The sequence below is a fragment of the Desulfobacter vibrioformis DSM 8776 genome, assembly GCF_000745975.1.
Classification (GTDB): domain Bacteria; phylum Desulfobacterota; class Desulfobacteria; order Desulfobacterales; family Desulfobacteraceae; genus Desulfobacter; species Desulfobacter vibrioformis.
In genome coordinates this window covers 127,810-154,380 of record NZ_JQKJ01000004.1, presented here as the reverse complement: position 1 = coordinate 154,380, position 26,571 = coordinate 127,810, and the positions used below count along the sequence as shown (strand labels likewise).

General features: G+C 47.5%; 21 protein-coding genes. 11 read left to right on the top strand and 10 right to left on the bottom strand.

The window, feature by feature from the left end; translation table 11 throughout:
- Positions 1 to 21 precede the first annotated feature (21 nt).
- On the bottom strand, positions 22 to 1,308 hold the full coding sequence (locus Q366_RS05040; protein ID WP_084691721.1) for a two-component system sensor histidine kinase NtrB: 1,287 nt from the start codon (positions 1,306 to 1,308) through the stop codon (positions 22 to 24).
- 229 nt (positions 1,309 to 1,537) lie between these two features.
- Here Q366_RS05040 and Q366_RS05035 point away from each other — a divergent pair, with 229 nt between their 5' ends.
- Genes Q366_RS05035 through mtaB form a run of 3 tightly spaced genes read left to right on the top strand, consistent with a single transcriptional unit; the run spans position 1,538 to position 4,367 of the window.
- Entirely contained in the window at positions 1,538 to 1,969 is a 432-nt protein-coding gene (locus Q366_RS05035; protein ID WP_035236918.1) for an NIL domain-containing protein, read from the top strand.
- A complete protein-coding gene (gene mnmA, locus Q366_RS05030) occupies positions 1,969 to 3,024 on the top strand; it encodes a tRNA 2-thiouridine(34) synthase MnmA (RefSeq protein WP_035236916.1) in 1,056 nt (351 codons plus the stop codon). The genes Q366_RS05035 and mnmA overlap by 1 nt, the downstream gene beginning before the upstream one ends.
- A complete protein-coding gene (mtaB, locus tag Q366_RS05025; protein ID WP_035236914.1) occupies positions 3,021 to 4,367 on the top strand; it encodes a tRNA (N(6)-L-threonylcarbamoyladenosine(37)-C(2))-methylthiotransferase MtaB in 1,347 nt (448 codons plus the stop codon). Before mnmA ends, mtaB begins: the two co-directional genes overlap by 4 nt.
- Positions 4,368 to 4,505: 138 nt before the next feature.
- Here the strand turns inward: mtaB and Q366_RS05020 are convergent, their stop codons facing one another.
- The gene (locus tag Q366_RS05020) at positions 4,506 to 5,273 is read right to left on the bottom strand and encodes a TerB family tellurite resistance protein (protein ID WP_035236912.1); all 768 of its coding nucleotides are present in this window, start codon (positions 5,271 to 5,273) and stop codon (positions 4,506 to 4,508) included.
- A 128-nt stretch (positions 5,274 to 5,401) separates the two neighbouring features.
- On the opposite strand from Q366_RS05020, the gene Q366_RS05015 reads away from it, so the two are divergent.
- Together Q366_RS05015 and Q366_RS20045 are read left to right on the top strand one after the other, a co-directional pair.
- Positions 5,402 to 5,677: a hypothetical protein gene (locus Q366_RS05015; RefSeq protein WP_035236910.1), complete on the top strand. Its 276-nt coding sequence runs from the start codon at positions 5,402 to 5,404 to the stop codon at positions 5,675 to 5,677.
- 137 nt (positions 5,678 to 5,814) lie between these two features.
- On the top strand, positions 5,815 to 6,111 hold the full coding sequence (locus Q366_RS20045; RefSeq protein WP_211251866.1) for a BON domain-containing protein: 297 nt from the start codon (positions 5,815 to 5,817) through the stop codon (positions 6,109 to 6,111).
- On the opposite strand, the gene dnaE is transcribed toward Q366_RS20045, so the two are convergent.
- The 3 genes from dnaE to Q366_RS20040 all read right to left on the bottom strand — a co-directional run bounded on the left by dnaE (position 6,104) and on the right by Q366_RS20040 (position 12,371).
- On the bottom strand, positions 6,104 to 9,646 hold the full coding sequence (dnaE, locus tag Q366_RS05005) for a DNA polymerase III subunit alpha (protein WP_035236908.1): 3,543 nt from the start codon (positions 9,644 to 9,646) through the stop codon (positions 6,104 to 6,106). The genes Q366_RS20045 and dnaE overlap by 8 nt on opposite strands.
- Before the next feature lie 6 nt (positions 9,647 to 9,652).
- The gene (gene guaB / locus Q366_RS05000; protein ID WP_035236906.1) at positions 9,653 to 11,122 is read right to left on the bottom strand and encodes an IMP dehydrogenase; all 1,470 of its coding nucleotides are present in this window, start codon (positions 11,120 to 11,122) and stop codon (positions 9,653 to 9,655) included.
- Positions 11,123 to 11,306: 184 nt separating this feature from the next.
- Positions 11,307 to 12,371 (bottom strand): PGAP1-like alpha/beta domain-containing protein, encoded by a 1,065-nt coding sequence (locus Q366_RS20040; protein WP_169742934.1) that lies wholly within the window; start codon positions 12,369 to 12,371, stop codon positions 11,307 to 11,309.
- Between the two features lie 166 nt (positions 12,372 to 12,537).
- On the opposite strand from Q366_RS20040, the gene Q366_RS04990 reads away from it, so the two are divergent.
- Both Q366_RS04990 and Q366_RS04985 read left to right on the top strand, forming a co-directional pair.
- The gene (locus Q366_RS04990) at positions 12,538 to 13,620 is read left to right on the top strand and encodes a 6-phosphofructokinase (RefSeq protein ID WP_035236904.1); all 1,083 of its coding nucleotides are present in this window, start codon (positions 12,538 to 12,540) and stop codon (positions 13,618 to 13,620) included.
- A gap of 18 nt (positions 13,621 to 13,638) precedes the next feature.
- Entirely contained in the window at positions 13,639 to 14,247 is a 609-nt protein-coding gene (locus tag Q366_RS04985) for an L-threonylcarbamoyladenylate synthase (RefSeq protein ID WP_035236902.1), read from the top strand.
- Between the two features lie 8 nt (positions 14,248 to 14,255).
- On the opposite strand, the gene sppA is transcribed toward Q366_RS04985, so the two are convergent.
- The 4 genes from sppA to hisC form a co-directional block, all read right to left on the bottom strand.
- Complete coding sequence (sppA, locus tag Q366_RS04980; protein WP_035236900.1) at positions 14,256 to 15,158, bottom strand: signal peptide peptidase SppA; 903 nt, start codon at positions 15,156 to 15,158, stop codon at positions 14,256 to 14,258.
- Between the two features lie 115 nt (positions 15,159 to 15,273).
- On the bottom strand, positions 15,274 to 17,112 hold the full coding sequence (locus Q366_RS04975; RefSeq protein ID WP_035236898.1) for a 30S ribosomal protein S1: 1,839 nt from the start codon (positions 17,110 to 17,112) through the stop codon (positions 15,274 to 15,276).
- 133 nt (positions 17,113 to 17,245) lie between these two features.
- Positions 17,246 to 17,929, bottom strand: coding sequence for a (d)CMP kinase (cmk, locus tag Q366_RS04970; protein WP_035236983.1), 684 nt, complete (start codon positions 17,927 to 17,929; stop codon positions 17,246 to 17,248).
- Positions 17,930 to 17,936: 7 nt separating this feature from the next.
- Positions 17,937 to 19,043 carry a histidinol-phosphate transaminase gene (gene hisC, locus Q366_RS04965; RefSeq protein WP_035236896.1) on the bottom strand — a complete coding sequence of 369 codons (1,107 nt, stop codon included), beginning with the start codon at positions 19,041 to 19,043 and terminating at the stop codon, positions 17,937 to 17,939.
- Between the two features lie 324 nt (positions 19,044 to 19,367).
- Between hisC and Q366_RS04960 the strand changes: the two genes are divergently transcribed.
- On the top strand, positions 19,368 to 20,555 hold the full coding sequence (locus Q366_RS04960) for an exo-beta-N-acetylmuramidase NamZ family protein (RefSeq protein WP_035236894.1): 1,188 nt from the start codon (positions 19,368 to 19,370) through the stop codon (positions 20,553 to 20,555).
- A gap of 286 nt (positions 20,556 to 20,841) precedes the next feature.
- On the opposite strand, the gene Q366_RS04955 is transcribed toward Q366_RS04960, so the two are convergent.
- Positions 20,842 to 21,057 (bottom strand): hypothetical protein, encoded by a 216-nt coding sequence (locus Q366_RS04955; protein ID WP_035236893.1) that lies wholly within the window; start codon positions 21,055 to 21,057, stop codon positions 20,842 to 20,844.
- A gap of 326 nt (positions 21,058 to 21,383) precedes the next feature.
- On the opposite strand from Q366_RS04955, the gene Q366_RS04950 reads away from it, so the two are divergent.
- From Q366_RS04950 to dapB, 3 genes are read left to right on the top strand one after another with little or no spacing between them, the layout of a single operon-like run.
- A complete protein-coding gene (locus Q366_RS04950) occupies positions 21,384 to 24,029 on the top strand; it encodes a 1-acyl-sn-glycerol-3-phosphate acyltransferase (protein WP_035236891.1) in 2,646 nt (881 codons plus the stop codon).
- A 5-nt stretch (positions 24,030 to 24,034) separates the two neighbouring features.
- On the top strand, positions 24,035 to 25,738 hold the full coding sequence (locus Q366_RS04945; RefSeq protein ID WP_035236889.1) for a sugar phosphate nucleotidyltransferase: 1,704 nt from the start codon (positions 24,035 to 24,037) through the stop codon (positions 25,736 to 25,738).
- The gene (gene dapB / locus Q366_RS04940; RefSeq protein WP_035236887.1) at positions 25,735 to 26,571 is read left to right on the top strand and encodes a dihydrodipicolinate reductase; all 837 of its coding nucleotides are present in this window, start codon (positions 25,735 to 25,737) and stop codon (positions 26,569 to 26,571) included. Before Q366_RS04945 ends, dapB begins: the two co-directional genes overlap by 4 nt.

Here is a 26,571-nt window from a genome sequence, read left to right as displayed (position 1 = left end):
CCGGCAACTTTTTTTCAGGTGTTAATATTTTGGGGTTAAGAGACTCGGAAAATATATTTTGAATTCACTTCCCTTGCCCAACCGGCTGTTCACCTTAATGTCGCCGTCCATATCCTTAACAATACCATAAACCACAGACAGCCCCATGCCGGTTCCCTTCCCATTGCCCTTAGTGGTGTAAAACGGTTCAAAAATATGCGTCATCACCTCCTCTGGCATACCGGCACCTGAATCTGAAACACTTAAGCAGATATAATTTCCCGGTTTTATTCTGCTGCCGGGATCAAATTTAGAGACAGTTACAGGCATCAGTGAAATCTGGAGTATGCCGCCTGTATTGCCCATGGCATGCACGCCATTGCTAATCAAATTCATTATGATCTGGTGTATTTGGGTGGGATCCGCAATAATAGGCGCAGTGCTTGGATCTATAATCTTTTTTATTGAAATATTGCATGGAATACCGGACTTCATCAGCTTGAGCACGGTGTTTATACTATTTTGTATCTGTAACGACTGTCTTTCAATTTTCTTGTTCCGGGAAAAATTCAGGATCTGCCGGACAAGTTCTTTTGCCTGCAGGGCACTTTCATAAACCTGTGTCAGACTCTCTTTTGTTTTATTGTCATAAGCAGCGCTGTTAAGAAGCAAAACTTCTGAATGCCCTATAATGGGGGTCAGCATATTGTTAAGATCATGGGCAATACCGCCGGCCAGGGTACCAAGGGACCCTATCTTCTGAATCTGGGCCATTTTTTCATTCATTTCCATCTCATTGGAAATATTCCGCTGTACGCCCACATAATTGGTAATGGCACCATTTTTGTCCCTGACCGAAGAGATGGTCGTGTCCATTGTATAAAAAGAATTGTCTTTTTTTTTAAATTCAATATGACCACGCCACACCCGCCCGGAACTGATGGTGGCCCGCAGGTTAATATAAAACTGGTTGTCGTGTTTTCCGCTCCTGAACATGCTGATATCCTTGCCAATACACGCCTCCCGGGAAAACCCGGACAGGTTCGCAAATACGGAATTAACATACTCAATCATTCCTTTGGAATCTGTAATATAAACCGCTTCGGGAGATTGCTCGACTGCGGCGAGCAGCAAATCTCTCTCCTTTTCAATTCTTTGATTGATGACAGCAGTTGAGTCATCAGATGCGGATCTGGAAGCGGATCTGGCAATTGTTTCAGTGGTCCGGCCATTTTCAAGTGTAACGAGGTCTTGTTTCAGGGTGGCATTTTCAAGCTCAAGTGCTTGAATCCGTTGTTCTAACATGTTGTATGACGCCTTTGGGGACATGCGCCTCCTGGAAAAAGAGATAGCGTTGATGATGAATTCAATGAAATTTTAAATGATTTTTATGTACTCTTATATGAAAATACAATTAATTGACAAGAAATTTTTCACATCATTGCGCATTTAAGGGATTCAGGGACAGGGATTCGGTAAAAGATTGATATGACCGCCATGAATGGTATATGATACTGGATTCGTTTGCAACCTAACAAAAGATATGGAGGTTACCGCGTTGTACTCAAAAATTGTGATTTTAGATTTCCCCCCCCAATCGGCCCAAAGGCCCATTGTCTGCGAGCTGGTTAAAAAATATGACCTGATGTTTAATATCCTGAAAGCTCGAATATCTTCAAGAAGTGAAGGTCATCTGGTGCTTGAAATTTCATCTGCCGGGAAATCTGCATTTAACAAAGGGATCACGTATTTAAAAGAACAGGGGGTCCGTGTATCCACCCCCGAACATAAAATTTACAAGGACGAAGAGATATGCACCCATTGCGGCGCATGTACGGCTGTCTGTCCCACAGGCGCCCTGTACATCAAACGACCTGAAATGGAAGTGATATTTGACCGGGAAAAATGCAGTTTGTGTGAGCGCTGTCTTCTGACCTGCCCCACCCGGGCCATGGGTCTGTTCAGTGAGGATTTAAAAGAAACCGTCTGATGTCTGATTCACCGGTTGTAGCCGTGGCCCTGAGCGGCGGAATAGACTCCCTGGCAGCAGGATTTCTTATCAAACAGCGCTTTAAAAATGTTTTCGGCATTCATTTCACCACCGGCTATGAAAAGAGTATGCCGGACGTATCTGCCCTGGCATCTGTTTTTGGGTTTCCCGTACACACCATAGACTTGTCTAAAGAATTTCAAACCCGGGTGGTTGATTATTTTGTGTCAACCTACATGGCCGGAAAGACACCTAATCCATGCCTTGTCTGCAACATGCAGATAAAATTTAAGGCATTGTTTGACCATGCACGAAAACTTGGGGCGGATCTGATGGCAACCGGACATTATGCAACGGTGGTCAACAGGTACACCCCTGGCAGGGAAGAGATTGGACAGGCATGGCTTGAAAGGGGTGCTGACCTTAATAAAGACCAGTCCTATTTTTTATCGATGCTTTCCCATGAAATTTTAGACAGATTGGTGTTTCCCCTGGCCGGTCTGACCAAAAGCCAGGTCCGTAAATTTGCAGGGATTCACAACCTTGTACCGGTTGTGCCGGTTGAAAGCCAGGACATCTGCTTTTTGCCGGATAAAAATCACTGGGCGTTCATTAACGCCAAAACCAAGGTTTCCCCCAGACCCGGTCCCGTGGTTGACAGCCAGGACAGGATCGTGGGCTACCATCAGGGGCTTCATAAATTTACGGTTGGTCAGCGCAGGGGCATCAATATCCCGGGCCCTGCACCCTATTATGTAAAAAAAATTGATATCAACACCAATACCCTTCATGTGTGCTTTAAATCAGATCTTTCCCAAAAACAGATGAAGGTTGAACAGATGATCTGGAATTATCCTGAAAAAAAAGAGATCAGGCGTTTGACCGTTCAGATCCGGTATGGCCACACGGCAGCCCCTGCCGGACTTGACTGGAATCAAACATATGGCATTGTAACATTTGACACGCCTCAAAGTGCGGTAACGCCCGGGCAGGCCGCAGTCTTTTATCACGGAAACCGCGTCCTCGGCGCAGGTTTTATTTCAGTAATCCAATGACGAAAAAAACATTTTATATCGAAAGCCTTGGCTGTAAAGTCAATCAATATGAATCAGACGGCATTGCAGCCCAGCTTGAAGCCCATGGATTTTCAAGGGCGGGTAAAGACCGCCCCGCTGATATTTGTATTGTCAACACCTGTGCAGTGACTACCAGGGCCGGCATGCAGTCCCGCCAGGAAACCAGAAAACTGATCCGTGAACACCCCCATGCAACAGTAATTGTCACCGGGTGCCATGCACAGACAGATCCGGAACAGTTCAAAAAAATTTGCGGGGTGGATCTCATTGTCTGCCATCAGGATAAAAATCTGATCCCCGCATATCTCACCCGGGAACCGCCTGAGAAAAATTTGTTTGAATTCAGAAAACCTGAATACGGCAAAGGGGCATGCTTTGCGGGATTTGCAGAACCTGACCGGTCCGTATCCGGTAAAATGACCCGGGCCTATCTGAAAATTCAGGACGGATGCAATCAGTTCTGCACCTATTGCATTATCCCCCATGCCAGGGGAGCATCCGTATCCATGCCGTTTGACCAGGTCATGGCCCATGTTTCAGACTTAAACAGGCAGGGATTCAAAGAGGTGATTCTTACAGGCATTCACACAGGATTGTATGGTCTTGATTTAACGCCTGAAACCTCGCTGACACAGCTTGTAAAAACCCTTGATGAAGAACGTCCGGTGGACCAGATAAGAATCTCCTCCATTGAGCCCAACGAAATAACGGATGATCTCATTCATATGGCGCGTGCCGGCCATATTTTGTGCGATCATTTCCATATCCCTCTCCAGGCCGGGGATAATGGGGTGCTGTCCCGTATGAAGCGGCCTTATTCAGTTGAACTGTTTTCCGATATCATCCACAGCATCCATGATGCCCTGCCCCATGCCGGTATTGGCCTTGATCTGATCATGGGCTTTCCCGGAGAAACCGACAAGGCATTTGAAAACACCTACAGGCTTGTGGCGTCCCTGCCCGTATCCTATCTTCATGTATTCCCCTATTCACCCAGAAAAGGGACCCCTGCATGGCACTTCACCCCAAAGGTACCCTCGGATACGGCAAAAAAAAGAGCTGCACTGATGCGCGAGCTTGGCAAGCAGAAACATAAGGATTTTCTCAAGTCAAACCAGAGCCGGATACTGAAAGGGCTGATCCAGAATCAAAGGGACCGGCGTACAAACATGTTGAAGGCGGTCACCACCAACTACCTGACCATCCTTATTAAAAATGAAACAGATGCCCAGGGCAACCCGGACAGCCTTAAGGGAAAAATTGTTAATATTAAATATGATCAATGCGGCAACGGCAACGACCTTGTTGGCCGGATTGTATAAAACCATGAAGAGCATGAAGGACATGAAGATTAATTTTACGGTATATATTCTTCATGATCTTCATGTCCTTCATGGTAAAAGAAAATACTCAATGCTTAAACTTATGACCTTGACCTTGTTGTGTGGGCCGGATAAAAATCAAAACCCCCTGCGCTTTCTGATGTGCTCGTAAGCGTCCTGGATTTCGGTGAATTTATCCGTGGCAAACTTAACAAATTCACCGGGCAGTCCCTTGGCCTGGATTTTATCCGGGTGATACTCCTGGACCAGGGTCCGGTATTTCTTTTTTATCTCTTCATTGCTCGCATTTTCATCGCATTGAAGGACAGCATAATAGGGATCTGATTTTTTCACATACCTGGATTTAAGCCGGTTATAATCTGACTGGGAAAATCTGAAAATCCGTGAAGCTGACAACAGCATCTGTTCCTCGATATCAGAGATATTTCCGTCAGCCGAAGAGACCCTGAGCAGCACATCCATCATCAACTCAATGATATTGGCCTGGTATTTAAACACCGAATAAAATTGCCGGGCAAAGGCCTCAAAGGTCTGGGAAGAGGTCACGGCATTTCTGAAAATATCTTTGGCCGTTTCACGGCTTGCTTGATCCAGCTGAAGATCATTGATCATAAAACGTTCCACCGCTTTTATCTCCTCTTCACTGATCCGGCCGTCTGCTTTGCTGATTTTAGCCAGCATGGAAAAAGCCGCAGTAAAGAAAACAAGCTGGGCCTCTTCGTTGGAAGACAGGCCCGGCCGCTTACTGCCCGGAATGGAACGTAAATATTCATCCTCTCTTCTGTCCACAAAAGCGTGGCCGAATGCAGCCCCTGCCACAGCACCCAAAGGACCGCCCAAGGCCAGACCTATGGTGCCGCCTATCATTTTTCCAAGCCAACTCATACAAAAACCTTTAAATTTTCCTGCACCATTTTTCTTGCACTATTTAGGTTTATCCTTGCCACAAAATTAAAGATTATATATAAACACTTAAGTCCCCATCGTCAAACCTTAACGAGAAAAAGCAAAGCGTGCTGATTAAAAACATTCTGGGAACAATTATCATCCTTCTGAATATGGCTGGCCTCGGTTACCTGTTTTTTATTGGGATTGCCGGATTTTTCAGAGATCATGACAAGGATGAACAAGAAGGATTCAACACGGTTTCAAGAACCGGAAGCAATCCAGGCCTCAATGCGCGACAACCTGTTGTGATTGATGAAAGCAGCATTCCTGATGAAGATGATCTGCTCAAGGACATGGACCTTTCCGATCTTGACAACCTTGATTTGGACGATTTTGAATAACCCGCATGGGCATTCAACCCGCAACAAATAAAAAAGCGCCCCAGGCGCTTCTCCCTCTTGTATCTTGTATCTTGTTTCTAGTTTCTTGCACCTTGTTTCCCGGCTGTGCGTCCCCCAATGCGGAGACCGGATCACCGGTGTACTATCAATCCGACACAAAACAAAGGGCCCGGTCACCGATAACTTTTGTCAGTGATACAGTGCTCATGGCCCGGGTAAAATCCAAATTCATGTCCGATGACATGGTGGATGATACGGATATCCACGTAAAGGTCCGCCACGGGGTCGTCTATCTGGATGGCTGGGTAGCCGATAAATACCAGCACCGCATGGCCCGGGACCTGGTAAAAAGTATTGACGGCGTGGTCCGTGTGGTAAGCCGGCTGCAGATCACCAACCCGGGCACTGTATTTATGAATCCCGGCATCAGGTGACTTGTTTCCTGGGCCAGTGTTTTTTCCTTTTCACCTTGTCTTTGACAGGGGCGCATCTGGTTTCAATGGTGCCGGGGCCAAGGATGGTTTCAATCTCCTGAAAAAAGCCGGGACAGGCATCGGACTTGTACTCATCCGATAACTTCACCATCACATCGGGATGTTCTGAATCAATGTGAATGTTGAACAAGGAGACACAATTGCCAGGATACCGCTCGATCACGGGTTTGAGCTGATCAAACACATCAGGTCCATGGCGCTGGGCATCCACCTGCATGACAATACCGGCAGCCCAAAGGGTTTCAGCCTGGCTTGCAGGCACAATTGCTTCGCCTATCAGCTTGACCGTATTCTCTTTTTTTTGGGCTTGCGCTTCAACAATGACAACCTGCTCCTGGGATAAAAACGTATGGGTCATGGCATAAAGATCGGGAAATACGACCAATTCCACGGTTGAATACTGGTCCTCAATGTTGCAGAAGGCCATCAAGTCCCCTTTTTTGGTCGTGTGAATTTTCCGGACCTTCAGGTGCCCGCCGATGCGGATCATCTTTTCATCTTCAACGTCTTGAATAGTAACCGTGTTAACACTGGCATATTTGCGTATGATATCCGCATAATCATCCATGGGGTGGCCGGTGATGTAAAATCCCAACGCTTCTTTTTCCAGCTCCAGCAACACCTTGCCCTCCCACTCGTCCATATCAGGCATTCTCGGAATACTGGAGGGAAGACTAATGCCCACACCTGAATCGGCAAACAGATCCAGCTGGGCATCTGCCTTTTCCCTCTGGATTCTGGAACCATGGTCCAGGGCATCCTCAAGCACGGCCATCATCTGGGAGCGTTTATCCCCTGTGGAATCAAAAGCCCCGCATTTAATCAGGGCTTCAAGCACTTTTTTATTGGCCTTGCTCAGGTTCACCCGTTCGCAGAAATTATAAAGGCTGGTATAGTCCCCTTCCTTTTCACAATTGTCCACAATAGAGTCAATGGCAGCCTCTCCCACGCCTTTAATGGCGGCCAGGCCAAAACGGATACACTTATTATCCACATTGAAAAAGGCGTCACTCTGGTTGACATCCGGGGGCAGGACTTCGATATTATGGGCTTTGCATTCTTCCATGTACTTGAGTATCGCATCGGAATTGCTGCGTTCGGACGTCATCAGGGCCGCGATGAATTCGACGGGAAAATGGGCCTTAAGAAATGCGGTCTGAAAGGCAATCAGGGCGTAGGCTGCTGAATGGGACTTATTGAAACCGTAGCCGCCGAATTTCTCCATAAGGTTAAAAAGATCTTCAGCCTTTTTGGGATCATGGCCGTTTTCCTGGGCCCCCTTCATAAAAAGACTCCGGTGCTCCTCCATCATGGCGGCAATCTTTTTTCCCATGGCCTTTCGGAGCCCGTCTGCCTGGGCCATGCTGTAATTGGCAATGACGCCGGCTATCTTCATGACCTGTTCCTGGTACAGGATGACCCCGTAGGTTTCTTCAAGCACAGGCTCTAATTCGGGAAACAGATATACCACAGGCTCCCGGCCATGTTTGCGTTCCACATAGTTATCCGCCATCCCCGAATCCAGAGGCCCTGGCCGGTAAAGGGCCACAAGGGCCACAATGTCTGAAAAACTGGCCGGTTTCAGCCGGGCAATCAGCTCCTTCATACCCGAACTTTCAAGCTGGAACACCCCGGTGGTATCGGAATTTTGCAACAAATCAAAGGTCTTTTGATCTGAATAGTCAAGGTGGAGCAGATCCGGCGGGGTCTTGCCCTGTTTTTCGATCAGGGCAAGGCAGTTTTTAATAACGGTCAGGTTGCGAAGTCCCAGGAAATCAAATTTTACCAGACCCTGTTTTTCAGTGAAGTTCATGTCAAACTGGGTAATGGTCTCACCGTCTTTGCCCTTGAACAGCGGCAGATATTCGCACAGGGGTTTGTCGGAAACCACAACCCCTGCGGCATGGGTGGATGCATGCCGGGGCAACCCTTCGAGCAGCATGGCAATGTCCAGCATCTGGGTTTTGACGCCGGTTTCGCGGCATTTATCCCGGATGGCCGGCACCTCCTCCAATGCCTTTTTTAGATTTTTGGCGGTGTCGGGGATCATTTTGGCCACTTCGTCCACTTCGGGAAGGGGAACCCCCAAGGCCCTTCCCACATCCCGGATCACAGCCTTGGCTTTGAGCTTTCCAAAGGTGATGATCTGGCAGACATATTCGGGACCGCCGTAACGCTGAACCGTATAATCATAAACATGTTCCCTGCCCTCAATGCAGAAATCCACGTCAATATCAGGCATGGAGATTCGGGCCGGGTTTAAAAACCGTTCAAAAATCAGCCCGTGTTCAATGGGATCAAGGGCTGTAATCCCCATGGCGTAAGCCACCATGGAACCGGCTGCAGACCCCCTGCCCGGCCCCACCGGCACCCCGATTTTCCGTGCATGGCCAATAAAGTCCGCCACAATGAGAAAATAGCCGGGAAACCCCATTTTAAGAATAATGTCAATTTCGTACTTAATCCGGTCCCTGTAGACCTGTTCATCGATATCAGGATGGGTTTCCTTGATTTTGGCAAGCCGTTCTTCAAATCCTGCCATGGCAAGTTTTTTAAACAATGCGTCCTCGGACAGTCCATCGCCAAGGTCATACCGGGGAAAATGATAGGTTTTCTTGCCGAAATCCACCTGGCACATATCTGCGATCCGCTTTGTATTGGCAATGGCATCGGGAAAATGGCCGAGGGAATCAGCCATCTCCTGCCTGGATTTGAAATAGAGCTGGTCCGAATCAAATTTAAAACGGTCGGCATTGTCAAATGTATCACCGGTCTGGATGCACAAAAGGATTTCATGGGCTTTGGCATCTCCGCTGGACAGGTAATGGCAGTCATTGGTGGCCACCATGGGAATGGAAAGACGCTTGCTCATCTCCAGCAGACCGTTATTCAGACGGTGCTGGATCTCCATACCGTTTTCCTGGACTTCAAGAAAAAAGTTACCCTCTCCCAGGGTATCAAGATAAAATCGCGCCAGATCATCTGCCTTTGCCCGGTCCCCTGCCAGAATGGCCTGGGGAATATCCCCTTTAAGGCAGGCGGAAAGCCCCACAAGCCCCCTGGCATGTTCGGCCAGAAGAGCCTTGTCTATTCTGGGCTTAAAATAAAAGCCCTTGAGCTGGGCCGCGGACACCAGTTTGCAAAGGTTGGTGTATCCCTCCCGGTCCTTGGCTAAAAGCACCAGATGGCTTAGTCCTTTTCGATCCAGCTGGGTCCTGTCATTTAAGGTTCTGGGCGCGACATAGACTTCGCAGCCGATGATGGGTTTAATGCCGGCTTTGTGGGCTTTTTCATAAAACTCAGCCACACCGAACATGGTGCCGTGGTCTGTAATTGACACCGCATCCATGCCATATTCCGTACATCTTTTCATCAGGTCGTTCAGCCGGATGGCCCCGTCAAGCAGGGAGTACTCGGTGTGAAGATGCAGATGACAAAAGGGTATATCCTGATTATCGGTCTGATTATCCGTCATGGGAAGTTAATTGCTTTCCACTCTGTAGTTGGGTGCTTCCTTGGTGATGACAACGTCATGGACATGGCTTTCCTTTAATCCGGCCGCAGTGATCCGGACAAATTTTGCCTTCTGGTGCAGCTCGCTGATGGTCGCGGCCCCAAGATATCCCATGCCGGCCTTGAGTCCGCCAATCATCTGGACAATATTCTCGCGGATGGTTCCCCGGTAAGGAATCCGGCCCACAATACCTTCAGGAACCAGCTCTTCATTTTTACCGGTATCTTTCTGATAATATCTGTCGGAACTGCCCTTTTTCATGGCTTCCACAGATCCCATGCCGCGGTAGGCTTTATATGAACGGCCCTGGTAGATGACGATTTCGCCGGGGCTTTCTTTGGTGCCGGCCAGAAGGCTGCCCAGCATCACGGAATGGGCACCGGCCCCCAGGGCTTTGGAGACATCTCCGGAGAATTTGATCCCGCCGTCGGCAATCAGGGGCACACCGGTTTTCCTTGAAATATCGGCACAGTTCATCACAGCAGTGAGCTGGGGCACACCAACACCTGCAACAATACGGGTGGTACATATGGAACCTGGGCCGATACCGATTTTAACGGCATCAACACCTGCGTCAATCAATGCCTTTGCCCCGGCCTCGGTGGCCACATTGCCGGCAATAAGCTGGCAGGCGGGAAACGCCGCCTTAATACGCTGAATCGCATTGATCACATTCTGGGAATGGCCATGGGATGTGTCAATGACCAGGGCATCGGCCCCGGCAGCCAGAAGCGCTTCCACACGTTCCATCATATCGGACCCCACACCAATGGCAGCACCGGCCCTCAGGCGTCCCAAAGAATCTTTGCAGGCATTGGGATATTTTCTTATCTTTTCAATGTCCTTGATAGTGATCAGGCCTTTGAGGTTGCCCTGGGGGTCCACCACCAGAAGTTTTTCAATCCTGTGTTTATGCAGCATGATTTTGGATTCTTCCAGGGTGCATTTTTCAGGCACGGTCACCAGGTTTTCACTGGTCATCACCTCTCTGGCCGGTTTATCCAGCTGGGTTTCAAAACGAAGGTCCCTGTTGGTCACAATACCGACCAGTTTATCGTCTTCCACAACGGGGATACCTGAAATCCGGTATTTGGCCATGATACTCAGCACATCGGAAATGGTGGCATCGGGATGGACGGTTACAGGGTCAACAATCATGCCGCTTTCACTTTTTTTAACCCGGTCCACTTCAACCACCTGCTCGGCAATACTCAGGTTTCTGTGGATAAATCCAAGGCCTCCGGCCCGGGCCATGCTGATGGCGGTGTCTGATTCGGTCACCGTATCCATGGCTGCACTGACAATGGGGATGTTGAGTTCAAGTTCCCTGGTCAGACGCGTGCGCGTGATCACTTCGTCAGGCAGGATGGCTGAATAATCGGGAAGCAGGAGCACATCATCAAAAGAGAGCCCTTGCTCGGGTAATATATTTGACATAATTTAAGAATCCTCCAGAAAGGAAAGGTGTTTATTTATACTTTAAAGGCCAGCCGTCACGTTAAAAAGGTGAAAAGGCTGGCCAATAATTATTAAAAGTACAGTATATAAACATGCCCTTTTACCAAAATTATGAACCTTTTACAAGGTCATTCCCTGGGAAATATCCATAAAGATCTCTGAATTAATTTTCATGGTGCGCCAGAATATCAAGTATCACAGAAACGGCAGGGGGAATCCGGGAACCGTTGAAATAACAGTGAGCAAGCATGGTTTTATGGTTTCCTTTCACAAGGGTGACAGGCACATCAAAAGAGACGGCAGAATTGATGGAGACAAGACCGTCTCCGATCAAAAGGCCTGCCTTGTCCAGCATTGACCGAAAATCGTTTTTTTTTGACAACAGTACCCCCTCAAGGGTCTGGTTACCCGTAATCTGAAATTGTTCAGGCATGTTCACCGGAAAGGCAAAGATATGTCCGGCGATGATATGACAAGGTATGTCTCCAGGATAAGGCAGACTGTTCAGATGTCTCATAAACTCGGACTGCGGCAGCAGATCAATGCCGGCAGCACCGGTTCCGTCAATAAACCCGGAAAGCATGTGCCACCTGTGATCAAACGCGAGCAGGCATTGTTCCCGTATCTCCATGAAAAGCCTGAATCTTGAAAGAAAAGCCCCGTGGTTCGGGGTGCCAACCATGATCAAATCCCTGATTTCAGGAACCCGGGTCCTGGCCCTGGCCCCAGCATAATCAATGACGGGATCAACCAGCATATGTCTTGCCACAAGTCCGCCCATGCTATGTCCCACAAGCACGACAGGACCTGCAAGGGACAAGGAGGATAAATTATTGAATAACAATTGTGATGAGGCATCAATCCTCTGATCATCCGGGTAGAAGAAAAACAGCACCGGGTACCCTTTCCGGTGAAGGGCCAACGCAAGTGTTTCAAAGGTAAAACCAGGGTCATCAAGGCCGTGAATAAGAATAATACAGCCGGATTCCACAACACCAGTACATTTTTGCATGGGTTTTTCAGACCCGTTAAAACAAAATAATCCGTACTGGTCACATGCCCTGTCCCAGGCGTCGGGAAACAGCCGTTTGACCATCTCATATGCACGATTTCTGGCCTGCCACTCCTGTTTTAAAAAAAAGGTCCGGCCTGTCTGGTACACAAGCGTGACCCCAAGCAGAATAAAAAAAAGGCGCGTTAATTTTTTTTTAAAAGTTACAGATTTCAAGTCACAAATAACCTTATCAAATAACATTATCAATTGATTCAATCTAATTTATTTGTTTCATTACTGATTATCTGATATAGCACCGTGAGGCAAATTTGATCACCTAAATTCAACGATAGGACTATATCAGATATGGGCTATATTACCCATTGACAAGGATTAAAAGATGGGGAAAAAAATTGGCGTAGTAACAGGGGGAGGAGACTGCCCCGGACTGAATGCAGTCATCCGGGCCATTGTAAAAGCCGCTGATATGCAGGGGGTTACGACCATAGGCATCCGGGGCGGTTTTGACGGGCTTTTAACACCGGTTCAGGCGGACCCGCTCACCATCCGGGATATGGACGGGCTTCTTATTCGCGGCGGCACCATTCTGGGCACTGCAAATTCCGGCAGATTTTCATCAAAAACCGGCCAGGGGGAAACGCGGAAAATCCCGGAAGATCTTATGGCCCAGGTGCGGCAGAATGCAGAAGCCTTGGATCTGAAAGCGCTTGTGGTCATCGGCGGGGACGGCACCTTGACCACAGCCCTGCAGATGCATGAATCAGGACTGCCTGTCATCGGTGTACCCAAGACCATTGACAATGATCTGGATGCCACCCAGCAGACCTTTGGATTTGACACGGCCGTGGCCTGTGCCGTGGATGCCCTTGACCGGCTTCATTCAACTGCCCAGAGCCATAACCGGGTCATGGTGCTGGAGGTCATGGGCCGGTATGCCGGCTGGATTGCCGTCTATGCCGGGCTTGCCGGGGGTGCGGATGTTATTCTGATTCCTGAAATAAAATTTAACATGACAGCCATTGAAAAAAAAATCAGGTCCCGGGAAGCCACAGGAAAATTATTCACCATTGTTATTGTGGCCGAGGGGGCAAAACTTGACGACACCATGGTGGTGTCTGACAATGATAAAACAGACAGGGAAGTCCGTTTTGGGGGCATTGGTTACGCAATTGCCGAAAAAATCCAGGAAAAGACCGGCAAAGAGAGCCGGTGCGTGGTGCTTGGCCATCTCCAGCGCGGGGGGCAACCCACCCACTGGGACAGGCAGTTATGCACCCGGTTCGGGGTTCAGGCGGTGCATATGGCAGCCAAGGAGAATTTTGGCAAGATGGTCGCACTCAAGCCCAGCGGAATGATGGGAAGTGTACATTTGAAAGACGCCGTAAACAGAATACGCAGCGTTGACCCTGACGGGGAGCTGATCCTGACGGCCAGAACCCTTGGCATCTGCTTTGGTGACTAAATATTTCAGGAGGCACATATGTTATATAATGTTAATCCCCATACCCCCCAGGCACGAATCATATCCATGGCTGTGGCCTGTCTCAAGAAAGGCGGTATCATTGCCTATCCCACAGACACCTTTTACGGTATCGGCTGCGATATCATGAATAAAAAAGCCATTGAACAGATATATCAGATCAAACAGCGGGATAAAACCAAGCCTTTCAGCTTCATCTGTCCGGACCTGAAAGATATCTCCCAGTATGCCAAGGTATCCAATATGGCCTACCGCCACATGAAACGCTTGCTGCCGGGTCCTTATACCTTTATTCTGCCCGGATCAAAAATGGTGCCCAAGATTATGCTGACCAAAAGAAAAACCGCAGGTATCAGGGTCCCGGCCAATCAGATCGCCATAAGCCTTGCCCGGGAACTGGGAAATCCCATTATTTCAACCTCGGCCACGAATCCCAACGGTGACGTATTTGAAGATGCATCCCTGCTCCATGATTATTTCGATGCAAGGCTGGACATGGTTCTGGATGGCGGCCCTGTGCCCAACACCCCGTCTTCCGTGATTTCCCTGGTTGAGGATGAACCCGAGGTGATCCGGTATGGTGCAGGGGAGGTTGACATTTTTGAGTAGATCACAACTTAATTGAAACCATACCTGAACTGTCCGGAAAGCCTGGTACCAAGGTTAATATCCTGGAACAGGGTTTCGGCCAGTTTTTTGAACAGCGTTATTTTATCCTCTTTGGGATAAACCAGGGTCAGTTCTCCTTCAATGCCGGCCATCTGTCCGGCCCATTGAACCGCATCATCCATGTTGCCGATACGATCAACAAGATTGAGTTTCATGGCGGTCTGTCCGGTGTAAACCCTGCCGTCAGCCAGTTTAGCCATAACATTGATCTCCATATTCCTGGCAATCGCCGCATCGGACACGAACTGGGCGTGGAGTTCATCCACAAGATTTTGAAACAGCTGTTTTTCACTGTCTTTAAGCTCCCGCATGGGGGAACCCATGTCCTTATATTCACCGCTTTTTATTACCACAGGGGCGATCCCGATCTTTTTAGCGATCTGTTCAAGATTGGCATACTCCATGATGACGCCGACGGATCCTGTGATGGTGCCGGAATTTGCGACAATACCCTGGGCTGCACATGCGATATAATACCCCCCGGATGCTGCAACAGACCCCATGGAAGCGATCACTTTTTTTTCAGCGCGGGTCTTGATCAGTTCCCGGTAGATTTCCTGGGAAGGCCCGATTCCGCCGCCGGGACTGTCAATCCTTAAAATAATCGCCTTAATGGCATCATCATCCCTGAACGCCTTAAGATCCTGGATGATTTTCTTTGAAGATATAATAGGCCCTGTCACCTCCACCACGCCGATGTTGCCCGGAGAGGACGAGATGACGCCGCTGATCTCATTGTTGACGACAAAGGCACCCAGAACTGCGATACCCGACACGGCAACCAGGCCAAAGGTAAAGCAGCCACAGATAACACACAGAAAAAACAAAAAAGGATGGCGTCTTGCAAACATGAGGGTTTATTCCTTAATTTTATAATTGGAAACTAAAAAGGCCGGATGTCCTGTAAAGGATCAGTCCGGCCTTGAAAACTTAAAAAATCAAATCCTGCTGCCTGTCAAACAGGCATTATTCGTTTTCTTTTTTCTCCGCTTCCAGTTTTTCCTGGATGTTGTTTCTCAGCATCTCTCCAAATGCGGATGCAGCAGGTTTGCTACTTTTTGCAATTTCTTCAAGGTATCTGTTGTCATCTTCTTCTTCGTTCAGACGCTTGATGGACAGGCCGATCCGTCTTTCATCGGAATTAATATTCATTACCTTGGCAGTAATGGTTTCGCCGATCTGGTAATGCTCTTTGGGGCTCTTGATGTTTTCCTTGCTGATTTCAGATACATGAACCAGCCCTTCAATGCCTTCTTCAAGCTCTACAAACACGCCGAAATCGGTGAGGTTGGTGATGACACCGGAAATTTCCTTGCCCACGTCATAACGTTCGGCAACTGTTTCCCAGGGATCTACCTGGGTCTGCTTAATACCCAGGGAGAATCTTTCATTGGCCTTGTCAATATCAAGCACAACCGCCTGGATGGTATCGTTTTTCTTATAAATTTCAGAAGGATGCTTAATCCGTTTGGTCCATGAAATATCAGAGATGTGAACCAGGCCGTCAATGTCATCATCAATGCCGATAAAAAGACCGAATTCGGTAATGTTCTTTATTTTGCCTTCAATGATGGTGCCCACGGGATATTTCTGGGAAATGACTTCCCAGGGATTCTCAACGGTCTGTTTGATGCCCAGAGAAATCCTGCGGTTTTCAGGTTTAAGGTCCAGAACAACAGCCTCAACCTGTTCGCCAACGGCAACCATCTGGGACGGATGACGGATTTTGCGGGTCCATGACATTTCAGAGACATGGATAAGGCCTTCAACACCCTCTTCAAGTTCAATGAATGCCCCGTAATCGGTCAGGCTGACCACCCGGCCATTGATCTTGGAATCAATGGGATATTTTTCAGCAGCCGTTGTCCAGGGATCTGGTGTCAGCTGTTTCATGCCCAGGGAGACCCGTTCCTTCTCAAAATCAAAGGAGAGAATTTTCACCTTGATATGATCACCGACGGAGAACAGTTCAGAGGGATGTTTAACCCGGCCCCAGGAAATATCAGTAATATGAAGAAGTCCGTCAACGCCGCCGAGATCAACAAATACACCGTATTCGGTAATATTCTTGACAATGCCGTCCATGACCTTGTCATTTTCAATGGCAGACAGGGTGGCACTGCGCATTTTTTCCCGTTCAGTTTCAAGCAGTACCCGGCGTGACAGGACAATATTGTTTCTTTTCTTGTTGTACTTAAGAATCTTAAACGTATAAGTTTTGCCGACCATTTCATCCATGTTGCGGATGGGCCGCAGATCAGCCTGGGAACCTGGCAAAAAGGCCTGCAGTCCGATATCAACGGAAAAGCCGCCTTTAACCCGACTGGTGATAACACCCTCAATGGTGCCGTCATCGTCGTAGATATCCTTGATGGCATCCCACACTTTAACCTTTTTGGCTTTGTCACGGGACAGAAGAACGGTCTCTTCCTCTTCATCCCATACTTCAATCATCACCTCAAATTCGTCGCCGATTTTGACGTTGACATTGCCGTCCTCACCAATGAATTCATGAATTGAGATCTGTCCTTCGGATTTGTATCCCACATCCACAAGGACTGTTTCCCTGCCGACGGAGATCACTGTCCCGATGACAACCTGTCCCTCTTCAAATTTACTGAGGCTGGACTCGTAAATGTCCAGCAGTTCTTCCATGGTCTCTTCTCCGGTGAGTTCGATTTCGGACTCTTTTACTTCATTGGTCTCTTCTCCGGCGAGTTCGATTTCGGATTCTTTTACCTCATTTTGGATCTCTAATTCTTGATTCATGTTTTGGTTTTCGTTTTCTTCAGCAATGTTGTTCATTAATGTTTATTCCCCCCCCTAATCGATGATGTTACCCGCCTTTAAATCACAGGAAAAGATGGCAAAGACGAGTACAATTGGTTCTTATATCAACGGAAAAAAGAAAAATCAAGAAATTCCCGAACTTTTTCAGTTATATCTGATCAGAAAACCGTGTTTGAACGCCGTTTATAATGCGTTTCATTTTTTCCACAACCTGGAAAACATCTAATGCGGTGGCATCGATAAGGACAGCATCCGGGGCCTGTTTTAATGGTGATACAGCCCGTCGGGTGTCATCTGAATCCCGCTTGACCATATCTTCGAGAATTTTTTCAAATGAAATCCCGGAGGCGTTTGATTCCTCAAACCGTCTTCGGGCCCGCACGTTCACATCAGCGGCCAGGAAGAACTTATATGACGCGTCGGGAAAAACAGCCGTGCCCATGTCCCGGCCTTCGAACACAGCATCCCTTTCCCTGGCAATGGATTTTTGAATACCCAGCAATGCCTTTCGCACCTGGGGCACGGCAGAGGTGGCAGAGGCCAGCATACTGATTTCATGGGTGCGGATATATGCGCTGATATCCCGCCCCGATGATGTCAGCACAGGTTCCCGGCCTTCCATGACAAAATCAAGATCAAGGCAGGCAAGAAACCGTTCAAGCTGGGCACTGTCTTCCCAGTTAATATGTTGGCACCTGATTTCAAACGCAACAGCCCTGTACAAAGCCCCGGTATCCACATAAACACAGCCAAGTTCCCTGGCCAGGGCTTTTGAAACCGTTGTTTTACCGGCACCTGCCGGCCCGTCAATGGTAATGATACGCCTGTCCATAATCTTCTTATTTCCCTGCAACGTATTCCCCTGCAACACGAATGAGCGCATCCACGCACTTTTGGTTTTCCTGGTCCGTGCCGGCATTGATGCGAACAAAGGTGTCATATCCATAGGATGCCAGGGAACGCACCACCACACCTTTGCCAAGCAGTTTTTTACAAATATCCCGGGAGCTGGTCTTTACATCCACCATAAGAAAATTGGCCTGGGTGGGCAGCACCTCAAAACCGGCATCTGTAAGTGTTTGGGTTAAAAAATCAATGCCCTGGTGGGTGCCGGCAATGGTTTTGGACAGAAAATCCGTATCTTCCAGGGCGGCCTGGGCCGCAACCTGGGCAAGGGCGTTCACATTAAAGGGCTGACGGATCCGGTTTAAGATTTCAGCCACAGCTTTATCCATAACCCCGTAGCCAATGCGGAAACCGGCAAGGCCGTATGCTTTGGAAAACGTTCTCAGGGTTACAATTCTTGGATCTGTCAACGGCACAGCCAGAGAATGATAGACCGAATCGCTGCGTACAAATTCAATATACGCTTCATCCACAATAATCAGAACGTTGTCCGGCAGTTGATCGGCGAACCGTGAAAATTCATCCTTGGTGATCACAGCCCCGGTGGGATTGAAGGGATTGGTCACAAACACCAGTTTTGTTTTGGGGGTAACTGCCTTGACAAGCCCGTCAAGGTTCGTGGAAAAATCCTTGAGGGGCACCATAACCGGAACGCCCTTTGCGGTTTTCACACTGATCTCATACATGAGAAAGGAAGGCTGCGGCATGACTGCTTCCTGCCCGGGATCCAGAAATCCATGGGCAAGCAGGGCAATGATATCATCGGAACCATTTCCAATGACCAGATTTTCCTTCTGAACATGGTGTTTTTCAGCAAGTTTTTGGCCTAGCGTAAAAGGGACCGGCTCAGGATACCGGTTCATCCCGGGCAATTTTGACAAAACAGCCTGGGTCACTTGGGGTGAAAACCCGAAAGGATTTTCATTGGAGGCAAGTTTTACCGCGTTGGTAATACCATACTCTCGCTCTACCTCGCTTAATGGTTTGCCGGCCTCATAGGGCTTTATGGCCTTTACGGACTCACTGATTGAAAACAACATGAAAAATGTGCTCCATTGCTTTGCGGGTTGGATAAAACAGTATTAATTAGTTAGAATTTAAATTTTTGTCAATATTAAAACCATGAAGAGCATGAAGGACATGAAGATTGATTTCCCGGCATATATTCTTCATGCTCTTCATGTCCTTCATGGTGAAATAAAATACTCAATGCTTAAGTTTATGACATTGACTTTTGAATGGGTCATACGGATTATAATGGTTATTCTTTCTTTTTTACCACGAAGGACACAAAGGACACGAAGATATTAGAGTACGAAAACGTTGTGTTCTTCGTGGTGGACAAAGCGTATTGGAGACTAACATTGAACAAAAACGCACCACGGATTAAAACCGGACTGGACACCCTTTGGGACAAACGACCAGAATGTTTAAAGGGCAGGCGCCTGGGCCTTCTGGCAAATCCAGCCTCGATAACAAGTCAGTTTGAACATGCAAAAGACGTTATAGCGCAACGTTTCCCCGGGCAGATCTGCGCCCTGTTTTCACCCCAGCACGGTTTTTTTGCGGAAAAGCAGGACAATATGATTGAATCGGGGCATTTCAGAGCCCCGGATCTGAATATACCGGTATTCAGCCTGTACAGTGAAACAAGGATTCCCACAACCGACATGTTTGACCCCATAGACACCCTGGTCATTGATATCCAGGATGTGGGAACCCGCGTGTATACCTTTATATATACCATCTCATACTGCCTTGAAATGGCAGCAAAACTCGGCAGATCTGTGGTGGTTCTGGACCGGCCCAATCCTGTTGGCGGCTTACAGATTGAGGGAAATATCCTTGAAGAGGACTATTCTTCATTTGTCGGGCGCTACCCCATACCCATGCGCCACGGCATGACCGTAGGCGAAATCACCGCCTATATCAATTCAACCCAAAAAATCGACTGTGATCTTACCGTGATTCCCATGCAGGGATGGACCAGGGATATGTACTGGCAGGATACCGGACTAACCTGGATTCCACCGTCCCCGAATCTGCCCACCCCGCTTTCTGCCATGGTCTATCCCGGCCAGGTCATCTTTGAAGGGACCAATCTGTCAGAAGGACGGGGCACGACCCTGCCCTTTGAACAGTTCGGCGCGCCTTATCTGGATATTCATACATTAAAACAGCGTGTGCAAGGCCGTCTTGAAGGCATTGTGCTGCGGCCGGTCTGTTTCCAGCCCACATCCGGTAAATGGCGGAACCAGACATGCCAAGGTGTACACATCCATGTAACAGACAGGAGAAAATACAAACCCTATCTGTATTCCCTGATTCTGTTACAGGAAATCATGAAAGCACATCCCAACGGGTTTCAGTTCAAGGCCCCGCCTTATGAATATGAATTTGAGCGCCTGCCCATGGACCTGATTTTAGGAAGCCGGAAGTTGCGCGAAAATCTTGAAGGAAGGAATGATCCCCTTGAACTGGAAAAGACCTGGCAAGCGTCTTTGCAGCAGTTTAAACAGGAATCACAAAATTTTTATATATATGGTTTTTGAACGATAGGTCATCCATCTGCGGCGTTGCAGAAAAATTTGCAATCCTCACAACCAGAAGGTTACTCCGGTTGCAAATTTTTCTGCGCCTTGCATCTGCCGCCTTGCATCTGGGCAACCTTAAGTGAGCATGCGCGACGCTATCAAGGAGCCCGAACACGGATCTTTCAGATACTATGGCCCGGATACTATGATCAGATACCATGGACTGACAAATCCGACAAAGCGGCACTATTTGGCGCGTTTCATACCGCCAGTTTTTTTCGAGTTCGGCAATTGGGGTCTTGTCTTAATCAACAGACGCATCGGCAGACGCATCAACGCCTTCGTCATTTTTCCAGGAGTCTTTCAACTCGTCAAATCCAAGGTAGAGTGCAAAGCCGCCGGCCACCAGAAGAACAACAGGGACACATCCTTTAATAATTTGCAAAAACTCTGTAAACCATACAGCCATACCAATAACTCCGAGAAGCACTGCAATAGCTCCACCAATTAACGTTTTCATAGGTTATCCTCCTTAAATTCCCGTCTAAACGGTTGATACGTGAAATACGTGATTCATACCTAAAAATTATGTGCTTGTTTCCCATATAGATGAGGAAAAATATCACAGGCCCTTTATTTTATCAAGGCGTTTTTACCCATATCAAAACACATCAATAAACACTTTTAATTCAGTATATTGGCATAAGAATGGACGATTCTTTCAATCGTTTATATAAAAATTATCATATTGCCATGCAAACCAAGCTCTGGTATTGAATGAACCCAAAAAAGCGTTCCTGCCACGATTGACCCTTCAAACTTCGATGGAAAAAAAGGACACCCCTTATGAGTTTGTTTGCACCAATAAATGACCTGGTCTCAGCCACCCGGGAAAAAATACGTAAATTAATTGAGTTTCTGCTTAACGGTTCCCATGATTATTATTCAAGTTATTATCCAGGCACCCAAAGCTTCGTTATCAGAAAAATACTGAACCACCTTGTGAATAAAATCAGCATAGATAACAACAGCCTGGAAAGAATAAAAAATACAGCACCGGGTTCAATTGTTGTTTTTAGCTGTAAAAACAAACATATTTTTGATTTTTTATATTTTCATACCCTTTTAAAACCCATGAACTGTCCGTATCCTGAACTGGGTTTTGATTTACGATTTTTCTTTCTTTTGCCCGCAAAACAGCTGGCACGGATTATCCTTTCCCACCTGGATTATTTTTTTCACCATTTCCATTTCAAGGATATCTATTCCAGCGGGTATGCCCGGAAAATGCTTTTGGAGAACCGGGCAGGATTCATCACCCTTATTGAAGAGGATGAATTTTATAACAGGTTTATCAGGTCAACACCGGATCCGTTATTTCATCTGATTGAACTGCAGAAACAAACTGAAAAGCCAGTTATTATTGTACCTGAAGATATTATCTATATCCCCAAGCCCATGCACAAAAATCCAAGCCTTGGGGATATAATATTCGGCACCCATGAAAAACCCGGCCGCCTCAAAAGAATTTTCACCCTGCTGCGGCAACCGGACAAAATCCGGGTGGAAGTGGCCCGGCCCGTCAACCTGAAAGAATTTTTAGCCCGGCCGGAAATCCAGCGTCTTGATTCGGAATTCCAGACCCACCGGCTTAGAAGTCTCCTTGTGGATATCCTGAACCGCCAGCGCAAAAGTATCACAGGTCCCGTGCTTAAATCCCGTCAGGAGATCACCGAAGACATTCTTAACCGAAAATCTCTAAGAGAATTTCTGGCTGCCTATGCAGACAAAACCCAGACCCCTTTGCGAAAGGTAAACAAAAAGGCGGCTGCCTACATCGATGAAATTGCTGCCAACTACAGTTTAAGGATAATAAATTTTTTAAACTGGCTTTTGACTTTGGTATTTAAAAACATATTTGAGGGGGTTTCCGTATCCCAGGATGAGATCAACATGATGCGGGAGACTTACACCAAAGCCCCGCTGATTCTGGTTCCCTGCCATAAAAGCCACCTGGATTACCTGCTTTTACCCTATATCATGTTCAAGAACAATATGCCCTGCCCCCATATTGCGGCGGGCAAAAACCTTTCCTTCTGGCCCCTTGGCCCTTTATTCAGGGGCGGCGGCGCGTTTTTCCTGCGCCGGACATTCAAGGGGGCCGAGTTGTATGCCCGCATTTTTGCCGCATATATAGAGAAACTGCTCTATGAAGGGTTTAACATTAAGATTTATATTGAAGGGGGCAGAAGCCGGACAGGGAAAGTCCTGCCCCCAAAAATCGGCGGGCTGTCCATGATTATCCGGGCCTTTTTAAGCGGTGCCTGTGAAGACCTTTATTTTGTGCCCATTTATGTGGGGTATGACAGGGTTCTGGAAGAAGACGCCTATCTCAATGAAATTGAAGGCGGCAAAAAAACACCTGAAAACCTGAAAGGCCTGTTGAACACAAGGAAATTTTTAAAACGCAAATACGGCAAAGTCTATCTTAAATTTGACACGCCGATTTCCATGAACACGTATATGAATGAAAAAGGGATTAATCTCAAAAAGGCCAGTGACGGGGAGTTCAGTCACTTTGTCAAGGAGTTCGGATACAAACTGATAAACGCCATCAATGACAATACGGTTGCCACGCCCCATGGTATTATCGCGTCCGGCATCCTTAACTGTTCTGAAAGCACATTTACAAAGAAGCAGATGTTTGCCCGGGTAAACACCTATATGAACCATCTGACCTTTCACGGGGCATATCTTTCCGACACATTGATGATTGACCCGGACAATGCCTTTGATTCAGTCATTGAAAATTTTCTTTCCAGAAATTTCATTGAGCTTGCCGACGAAGACGAGGATGACATCACAGACACCACCATGCTCATTGTCAAGCACAACAAAAGACCGGTCCTGGACTACTATAAAAACTCGGTGATCTGTTTCTTTGTACCGGCTGCCTATACGGCCGCAGCCATTATAGAGATCGACCGGTTTAAGTTTGAAATAGAAGACCTTGTATCCAGGTACCAGTTCTTGCAAAAACTGTTCACGGACGAATTTTCATTTGATGAGGAAATTACCGCACAAGAACAGATTTCAAAGGCGTTAAAAGGCTTTATCAACGAGGGGATTCTTGTGCCTGATCCTCAATTTGCCGACACCTTTAACCTGACATCGGAAGGGCTGAGAAAATTAAAATGGTTTGCCGCCTTTCTCATTCCTTTTTTTGAATCCTATATGACCTGCCTGATCTTTCTGGAAAAAGAAAAGACAGACAAATATGATGTCAAAGAGCGTACAAAAAAGCTGCTTTCATTCGGCACCAGACTGTATAAACGCAACCAGGTGGTACGGAAGGAATCCTTGTCCCTGATCAACTACCGCAATGCCGTGAACTATTTTGCCAAAAATGATATCAACGGCTCCGGGGACCAGGAACGCATAGACCAGTACAAGGAGATCATTGATCTGCTCTCCAGACGAATTTCAAGCTGACCATCGTGAAAGCCCTGATACTTGCAGCCGGGTTTGGAACAAGGCTGCTGCCTTATACACAACATTTGCCCAAGCCCCTTTTCACCATCAACGGCCGGCCGATTCTCGACTATGCCGTTAAAAGCCTTTTAGATGCCGGGTGTACAAAAATTTTTATCAATGCACACCACCTAGCAGATGCCATTAAATGCTTTATTGATACTCATTGGTCAAAAAATCTTCTGGAAATGGTTTTTGAGCCTGTACTCCTTGACACCGGCGGGGCCATTGCCAACCTTGGCAGTCAACTGGCAGATGATGATTTTTTTGTGGTCAATGCCGATGTGATCTGTGATTTTGATCTGTCACACCTGATGGCCTGCCACAAGGCATCTGATGCCCTTGCCACCCTGCTGGTCCATGACTGCTACCGGTTCAATACCCTTTGTGTGGACCAGACAACACCAGGACCCGGCATTGTCAGGCACTTTTCCCAGGCCCCGGAATCCGGTCTTGCATTCACGGGAATCCAGGCAATATCCCCGGGCATTTTTGAATACATGCCCCCTGAAAAAATATTTTCAAGCATTGATGTGTATCAAAAATTATGTGGCCTGCAAAAAGTTTCTGCGCTTAAAGCAAAGCAATTTTACTGGCGGGACATGGGCACACCCCGGGATTACCAACAAACATCCAGGGAATGCCTGGCCGGAAAAATTTTTGGTATAGCCCTGTCCCGGATTCATGAAATTGAAATCCAGGCCCTGGCCGGGGACGGATCAGACCGTCTCTGGTTCCGTGCCCGGCACAAAGAAAAAAGTTTGATTCTCTCGGATCACGGCATCTGCATAGCTACGCCCCCATACAACACCCAATGCAATAATGGGCCGGCCCAGTTGAATGCATTTGTAAAAATCGGGACCCATCTCACAGACAAGGGTGTTGCCGTGCCCAAAATCCTGGGCCATGACACCATTTCAGGCCAGGTGGCCGTGGCAGATCTTGGCAACACCCATCTGGCCGACCATATCCGGGGAATGGACGAAAAACCGATCATCACCTGGTATAAACGTGTTATTGACGCCCTGATTGATTTTTCTTTTAAAGGGATTGAAGATTTTGATACGGCCTGGACCTGCCAGACCCCGTCCTACTCAAAACAGATGATCCTGGACCTGGAATGCCGGTATTTTATGCAGGCCTTTGTAAATGAATACCTTGGCCGCAGAGAACAGTTCAAAACCTTTGCGCAGCAATTTTCCCATATTGCCGACAATGTACGGATTGGTGCAATGAACGGGCTTATGCACAGGGACTGCCAGTCGAAAAATATCATGATCCATAACGGGCACCCCTGGTTCATTGATTTTCAATCCGCACGCAAAGGTCCTTTTCAGTATGATCTGGCTTCCCTTTTAATTGACCCCTATGTTACACTGTCCCGGGCTGTTCAAGATCAGCTTTTAAACTTTGCTTTGGAAAAAATCGGCCTTAACGTATCCTGTAATAAAGATGCTTTTATACATAGTTTCAGATACTGTTGTATTTCACGTAACCTTCAGATGCTGGGCGCATTTGGTTTTCTCACCCGAATTAAAAACAAGACCCAATTTAAAAAATATATCCCGGCAGCCCTGAATGGGCTTGAATGCCGGCTCAAAAACTTAAACGACCCTGAACTTGCTGATCTGACCCATTTTGCCCAAAGCCTTCAAGGAGATTTAAAATGAATTGCATACCCATCATGATCAACGGACTGCCTGGAAATGTGGCCCGTATAATGACTGAAGCCGCGTTCCAGGATGAGCGGTTTACCCTTGTACCTTTCTCCCTGACCGGAGAAGAGATCTCCATGACCCAGGTGTCTGTGGATCAAACAAAAGTGACCCTTTTAAAACCCAGTGAAAGGGAAGATAGAATCAATAATATTCTTGAATCCTATCCTGGCTGTATCTGTGTTGATTACACCCACCCGACCGCTGTAAACAACAATGCTAAATTTTATGTTGCGCATAAAATACCCTTTGTTATGGGCACCACAGGGGGGGACAGGCAGGACCTTGAAAACACGGTGAACAACGGGTCTGTTCCCGCAGTCATTGCCCCGAACATGGCCAAACAGATCGTGGGGCTTCAGGCCATGCTTGAATACGGGGCAAGCACTTTCCCGGGACTGTTCAAAGGCTTCACGCTTCAGGTCAAAGAGAGTCACCAGCAGGCAAAAGCGGATACATCGGGTACGGCTAAGGCCCTGGTGGCCTGTTTTAATCAACTGGGCACGGATTTTAATATTTCCGATATTGAAAAAATCAGGGATCCCAAAATCCAGAAAGCGGATTTAGGCGTTCCGGAGCAGTATATAGAGGGGCACGGGTGGCATACATATACGCTGAAAGCCCCGGACGGGTCCGCATTGTTTGAACTGACCCATAACATAAACGGACGGCAGATTTATGTTTCAGGCACCTTTGATGCTGTGGTTTTCCTGAAAAATAAAATTGATGCAAATGCCTTTGGGCGCAAACTTTTCACCATGATTGATGTCCTGACCGCCGGGCAGTGA

Bases quoted from the DNA above. Each gene is read 5' to 3' on its own strand.
- Q366_RS05040 (WP_084691721.1), bottom strand. From the start codon at position 1,308: ATGTCCCCAAAGGCGTCATACAACATGTTAGAACAACGGATTCAAGCA.
- mnmA (WP_035236916.1), top strand. From the start codon at position 1,969: ATGTCTGATTCACCGGTTGTAGCCGTGGCCCTGAGCGGCGGAATAGAC.
- mtaB (WP_035236914.1), top strand. From the start codon at position 3,021: ATGACGAAAAAAACATTTTATATCGAAAGCCTTGGCTGTAAAGTCAAT.
- Q366_RS05020 (WP_035236912.1), bottom strand. From the start codon at position 5,273: ATGAGTTGGCTTGGAAAAATGATAGGCGGCACCATAGGTCTGGCCTTG.
- dnaE (WP_035236908.1), bottom strand. From the start codon at position 9,646: ATGACGGATAATCAGACCGATAATCAGGATATACCCTTTTGTCATCTG.
- guaB (WP_035236906.1), bottom strand. From the start codon at position 11,122: ATGTCAAATATATTACCCGAGCAAGGGCTCTCTTTTGATGATGTGCTC.
- Q366_RS04990 (WP_035236904.1), top strand. From the start codon at position 12,538: ATGGGGAAAAAAATTGGCGTAGTAACAGGGGGAGGAGACTGCCCCGGA.
- Q366_RS04985 (WP_035236902.1), top strand. From the start codon at position 13,639: ATGTTATATAATGTTAATCCCCATACCCCCCAGGCACGAATCATATCC.
- sppA (WP_035236900.1), bottom strand. From the start codon at position 15,158: ATGTTTGCAAGACGCCATCCTTTTTTGTTTTTTCTGTGTGTTATCTGT.
- Q366_RS04975 (WP_035236898.1), bottom strand. From the start codon at position 17,112: ATGAACAACATTGCTGAAGAAAACGAAAACCAAAACATGAATCAAGAA.
- cmk (WP_035236983.1), bottom strand. From the start codon at position 17,929: ATGGACAGGCGTATCATTACCATTGACGGGCCGGCAGGTGCCGGTAAA.
- hisC (WP_035236896.1), bottom strand. From the start codon at position 19,043: ATGTTGTTTTCAATCAGTGAGTCCGTAAAGGCCATAAAGCCCTATGAG.
- Q366_RS04955 (WP_035236893.1), bottom strand. From the start codon at position 21,057: ATGAAAACGTTAATTGGTGGAGCTATTGCAGTGCTTCTCGGAGTTATT.
- Q366_RS04950 (WP_035236891.1), top strand. From the start codon at position 21,384: ATGAGTTTGTTTGCACCAATAAATGACCTGGTCTCAGCCACCCGGGAA.
- dapB (WP_035236887.1), top strand. From the start codon at position 25,735: ATGAATTGCATACCCATCATGATCAACGGACTGCCTGGAAATGTGGCC.